8 protein-coding genes and 1 pseudogene are annotated in these 4,727 nt (G+C 44.3%); 5 read left to right on the forward strand and 4 right to left on the reverse strand.

Annotated elements, in window-relative coordinates; all coding sequences use genetic code 11:
• On the reverse strand, positions 1–251 hold a 251-nt coding region (locus ACFFAP_RS36010; RefSeq protein WP_375515697.1), incomplete at its 3' end, for a deoxyribodipyrimidine photo-lyase.
• Between the two features lie 68 nt (positions 252–319).
• On the opposite strand from ACFFAP_RS36010, the gene ACFFAP_RS36015 reads away from it, so the two are divergent.
• The gene (locus ACFFAP_RS36015; protein ID WP_375515698.1) at positions 320–499 is read left to right on the forward strand and encodes a hypothetical protein; all 180 of its coding nucleotides are present in this window, start codon (positions 320–322) and stop codon (positions 497–499) included.
• A gap of 156 nt (positions 500–655) precedes the next feature.
• Positions 656–952 carry a hypothetical protein gene (locus ACFFAP_RS36020; RefSeq protein WP_375515699.1) on the forward strand — a complete coding sequence of 99 codons (297 nt, stop codon included), beginning with the start codon at positions 656–658 and terminating at the stop codon, positions 950–952.
• Between the two features lie 101 nt (positions 953–1,053).
• On the opposite strand, the gene ACFFAP_RS36025 is transcribed toward ACFFAP_RS36020, so the two are convergent.
• The gene (locus tag ACFFAP_RS36025; protein WP_375515700.1) at positions 1,054–1,224 is read right to left on the reverse strand and encodes a hypothetical protein; all 171 of its coding nucleotides are present in this window, start codon (positions 1,222–1,224) and stop codon (positions 1,054–1,056) included.
• Positions 1,225–1,288: 64 nt separating this feature from the next.
• On the reverse strand, positions 1,289–1,429 hold the full coding sequence (locus ACFFAP_RS36030; RefSeq protein ID WP_375515701.1) for a hypothetical protein: 141 nt from the start codon (positions 1,427–1,429) through the stop codon (positions 1,289–1,291).
• Positions 1,430–1,470: 41 nt separating this feature from the next.
• Here ACFFAP_RS36030 and ACFFAP_RS36035 point away from each other — a divergent pair, with 41 nt between their 5' ends.
• The 3 genes and pseudogenes from ACFFAP_RS36035 to ACFFAP_RS36045 form a co-directional block, all read left to right on the forward strand.
• The gene (locus ACFFAP_RS36035) at positions 1,471–1,860 is read left to right on the forward strand and encodes a hypothetical protein (protein ID WP_375515702.1); all 390 of its coding nucleotides are present in this window, start codon (positions 1,471–1,473) and stop codon (positions 1,858–1,860) included.
• Between the two features lie 337 nt (positions 1,861–2,197).
• Complete coding sequence (locus ACFFAP_RS36040) at positions 2,198–3,574, forward strand: dihydrolipoyl dehydrogenase family protein (protein ID WP_375515703.1); 1,377 nt, start codon at positions 2,198–2,200, stop codon at positions 3,572–3,574.
• Positions 3,575–4,238: 664 nt separating this feature from the next.
• Positions 4,239–4,376 (forward strand): annotated as a pseudogene (locus ACFFAP_RS36045) (IS630 family transposase); the annotation flags it as partial.
• 43 nt (positions 4,377–4,419) lie between these two features.
• Here the strand turns inward: ACFFAP_RS36045 and ACFFAP_RS36050 are convergent.
• Positions 4,420–4,677 carry an AAA family ATPase gene (locus tag ACFFAP_RS36050; RefSeq protein ID WP_375515704.1) on the reverse strand — a complete coding sequence of 86 codons (258 nt, stop codon included), beginning with the start codon at positions 4,675–4,677 and terminating at the stop codon, positions 4,420–4,422.
• Positions 4,678–4,727: the final 50 nt, after the last annotated feature.

A 4,727-nucleotide genomic window follows, 5' to 3' on the forward strand; every position in this document is an offset into this window, starting at 1 on the left:
AATTCTTGTATAATCTCTACAGAATTACCTTCAAATAATATTAATTTGCTACCTATTTTTTGTAAATTACTATCTAGATTCTCTAAAGACTCAAACAAAAACCGCACCCGCGCTTTACCTACATCGACCCACTGATAAAACCAAGGGTCAATAATAAAGAATGGTAAAACTGCGGCATTATTGGCAGACGCTAAGGTGACAATTTCGTTGTCAGCCAAACGTAAGTCTCGACGAAACCAAAGTAGGTGCATAACTCAATTTTCTATATCAACTTAATAATACGATTGTACTATCTAATTTGAATGGTGGAACTAAAACTATGACCTACGCCTACAGCATGGATGACGCGGTGCAGGTAGCTAATCAGGCGGCTACTGACATTGAGGCGTGGTTGTGGGCAAAGTCAGAAACCATCAGCGTTGTTAATGTTGAGGATGACCCAGATTACCAACGCCGCGATGTTGACTTCATCTGGACAACGCACAGTGGCGAAATCTGAATCGAAGTGAAGGGTGACAGGTGGAATAAAACTCGTAACTTGTTTTTTGAAACTCACAGCAACCTGGAGAAGAGAACCCCCGGCTGCTTCATGTACACTGAGGCAGATTGGCTGTTTTACTACTTTGTCAATACTCGCCAGCTGTACAGGCTACCAATGCCAAAGACGCGGGAGTGGTTCTTGATTACCATGCGACGATTCAAGGAACGTTCGACTACAACGCCAGTGGGGAATAGCTTTTACACCACTGTGGGGCGACTAGTGCCCATTACGTACGGTCATGTTGGAAGTGGCAGGGGTAAAGATGGAGCAGTTGTAGGGGGCGAGGGGGCGATCGCATTAAATAAAAGCGCAGCAGTATTTAAAAAATGTGTAATTTCCCCAAGGCTAATTCTGTTGGGAAATATTAGACTTTTCAGATTCCTTAACCACTATCTTTTCCCATTCTTCTAAGGTTTGATTTTGAACTCGCATGACATTTTTTCTAAAATTTTCAATTGCTACTTCATCGGGTAGATTTAGGCTGTAGTTTGAACCTATTCTTAGTTCAAAATTTAGTCTTTCATTTTCAAGTGAATTAGCAGCACGTCGGGAACGAACCCAACTAGACCTCCAATTAGAAACTCGGTATCTCGGTAGCAAATATCTACTAAATTTTTCATCTGTTTAGCAAAATCAGCTTTAGTTCGGCGTTCTGTAACTTCGATATGCCACCAGCCTGCCAAGGGTTGAAAACACGCTGTAGGAATTTACTGTCCCGTTTTGGTCATGCGTAGGCGTAGCCCGTCGCTAGACATCGCTCTCGCCAATGGTGAGGAAGCGTTGCCTATCTTTTTGACCTTGGCTCAAGGTTGGAGGTAGTGTCCAAACTCCGCCCGGATAGTCCTTGGTATCTTTTAGGTTGGCATTAATCTCTGATTTGCCTACCAATTTGAGTTCTGGGGGATAATCTACTGGGAAAATAACTGCCTGTGATCACCTTGGAAGACAACCAGCTAAACCTATTTTTTGATTTACCCCTCACACCAGTACTTTTGACAGATGCACTGGTGATGGGTACTGATGCCCTGCTGAAGTGGAAAGCGCAAATTTTGAACTATCAGCAACGGGTGAGGGAAAGTCAACCAGCAAAACAGGTGACACTGTTTGATCTCGCACCTAACCACTGCGACCCAGACACGATAGATGCTTTTACTCTGCCCTTGCAATCAATGGCGTTTTACAGGATGCCAACAGATGCGGGTAGCGCCGCTATTTATTTTGTGATCGATAATGCCATGCCCTTGCTGTTGTATGTTGGTGAAACTTGCCGTTTTGGTAAACGGTGGAAAGGTGAGCATGGATGCAAGCAATATGATTGATAGCTACCATTCACTGTATCATCATTATGGACTGCAACGGGAAGTGAGCATCGCTTTTTAGTGGGATGCTCCGGTGCAAACAAAACCCAGGCAGCAGCTAGAGCAAGCACTAATTCAAAAGTGGAAGTCGCCTTTTAATAAGGAAATGTGGGTAACGTGGGGGCAACCATTTGGGTAGGATTCGATTACAAGCAAAGTCTACTTACTTTTCCCTTTCGGGACTTCCAAAAAATAAATTATCCCAAAAAAATCAAACATACAATCATGCGTGAAAAATTTTTAACCTAGAGTGTGAGAATGTTATGAAAGCAAACTATCAACTTGGAGTCCAGCACTGATGGAAACAGCAGACGTCATAGTGATTGGGAGCGGTCAAGGAGGCATTCCACTGGCAGCTGATTTTGTCAAAGAGGGTCGCAAGGTGGTCTTGTTTGAGCGGGATGCTTTGGGCGGCAGTTGCATCAATTATGGTTGCACTCCTTCCAAAGCATTCTTGGCAGCAGCTCATGCAGCGGGGCGTGCCCGTCAGGCAAAGAAATTAGGCATCCACACGCAAGTTCAGGTTGATTTTCCCACCGTCATGGAGCGAGTCCGCTTAATCCGTAACAGCTTTAACCAGGGTATTCAGAAGCGATTGGATGATGCAGGCGTCAAAATCATTTGCGCTGAAGCTTCCTTTGTTGGTGAACGTACTGTTAGAGGGGGTGATGTCACCGTTCAGGCTCCAATAGTTATCGTTAATACTGGCACGTCATCACTGATTCCTGATATTCCGGGTCTTGCAGGCACTCCCTACCTGACCAACCGCAACTTCTTTGACTTAAAAGCATTACCACCTCGGTTACTGGTAATTGGGGCTGGCTATATTGGATTGGAACTGGGGCAGGGACTGGCGTGTTTGGGCAGTCAGACCCACTTAATTGTGCGGGGCGATCGCGTCCTCGATCGGGAAGAGGCTGATGTCAGCGAGGTTTTAGCAGAAGCATTACAGCAGGATGGGATTGAGCTTCACTTCGGGGTGAATGTAAATCAGGTGGCACATGAAAATGATGTGTTTAAGCTGACATTGAGCAGTGGTGAGCAACTTCAAGCAGAGGCGTTGCTGGTTGTGATTGGACGTAAACCAAATACAGGTGCATTAAATGCAGCCAAGAGCGGAATTGAGCTAGATGATAAGGGGTTTATCAAAATTAACGACCAGTTCCATACCACCTGTTCTGGAGTCTATGCGATCGGAGATGCTGCCAAACAGCCTGCCTTTACGCATGTGTCGTGGGAGGACTATCGCCGCTTAAAAGCGATTTTGTGTGGAGAAAACCGGACACGGAGCGATCGCGTCCTTGGCTATGCTATCTACACAGAACCTCAGGTTGGGCGAGTGGGGATGACGTTAGAACAGGCTCAGAAGCACGGCATCAACGCGCGTGCTGTTACCTTACCCATGAGCCAAATTGCTCGTGCGATCGAGTGGGGACATGACTTGGGGTTTTACCGCATGGTAATCGACAGCGACACCGACAAAATCTTAGGAGCCACCCTGGTGGGGTACGAAACTGCTGAACTAGTGCATGTTTTTCTGGATCTGATGGAAGCGGGAGCAACCTGGCAGTTGTTAGAGCGATCAGTTCATATTCATCCTACCTATGGTGAAGCATTACCTAGCCTAGCACGGTTGCTGCTTGGAGATAATATGCCAGGCTGTCCGAACAGGTGAAGAGGCTTTATTGATGCACAACGTCAGTTGGTATCAATAAAACGTGAGATAATTTCACACATGGCTTTTTTTGTAAGCTTAACTCCGGTAGAGTAAGTTAAGTTAGGGTGCGATCGCACTCCCGTTTTTCTCTAAAAAAAAGCGTAGATACTTGCCCGCGATCGCATATCATGGCTGCGATTGGGTAGGGCGATCGCCTGACTGCATTATTCCCTTAAACAGCAGATTTATTAGTTGATTAATATTGATATTAATAGTTTTTATTCTGGTTTACCGAACCGCCAAATTCGAGTAACCCGTAATCTTTTTTTCCTGCCTAACTTGGTGTGGTAATTATCAATTATTTTGTGATACTAACCGAATTAAAAGGTTATTTTTTCTCAAGAATATAGGAATTAAAGCAAGGAATTAAATCCAAAGTTGGTTGAGCCAAAAACTACTAATAACACAAGGGATAAATGAACACTTTTACTGAAGCAATAGATGCATTTAGAACGGCTATGTCTTATCGATTTTTCAACTGTTTGACCCGAAATCGTGACCTGTTTGCTGCGAATATCGTCAGTTTGGGCTATATTTGGGCTTAATTTTTGTTTAAGTCCCGGTAAGCGAGGACAACGCAAAAACCTTACGGGATAACGACGATGTGGACGGTTAAATGTGAAAGGAATACATTGCTCATCGTCTATTCCAATCAGTAGATGAGTTAAAGTCAATATTTGATAAACTCTTAAATCTGGGTGAGTTAGTCATTAAGTGGCATCGTCAAATAAAAAACAAAGCCAACAGTAACTGCTTTTAGGCGTTAAAAAAATTACAGATATAGAATCTTTTAGAACTCAAAACTAGCGATCGCGGAAGGGCAAAACACCTAATACTTGGGCATCTGTTGCACCGACATCTTGCAAGCCGCTTAGTAAGTCGAGCCTCCGCACAAGGGAACCATAACCTTTGACCGATGCCTCTAAGGGGATAATCAAAAAATCTGCTGCGCTGAGCACTGTCAAACAAATTTGCGATCGCTGGGGTGGGGCATCGATAACGCAGACTTGAAAAATTTTGCTGCTCGCTTCCAATCGTCGCCTGAGTAATGTTGCACCCAATACTGCTCGGTTAAGGAAAAATAGGGACTAAAATAAAGCAGATTATGTTC

This window comes from uncultured Nostoc sp. (genome assembly GCF_964245575.1).
In the GTDB taxonomy this organism is placed as follows: Bacteria; Cyanobacteriota; Cyanobacteriia; order Cyanobacteriales; family Nostocaceae; genus Nostoc.

Excerpts from the sequence above, each read along its gene's own strand:
- ACFFAP_RS36015 (WP_375515698.1), top strand. The coding sequence starts at position 320 with ATGACCTACGCCTACAGCATGGATGACGCGGTGCAGGTAGCTAATCAG.
- ACFFAP_RS36020 (WP_375515699.1), top strand. The coding sequence starts at position 656 with ATGCCAAAGACGCGGGAGTGGTTCTTGATTACCATGCGACGATTCAAG.
- ACFFAP_RS36040 (WP_375515703.1), top strand. The coding sequence starts at position 2,198 with ATGGAAACAGCAGACGTCATAGTGATTGGGAGCGGTCAAGGAGGCATT.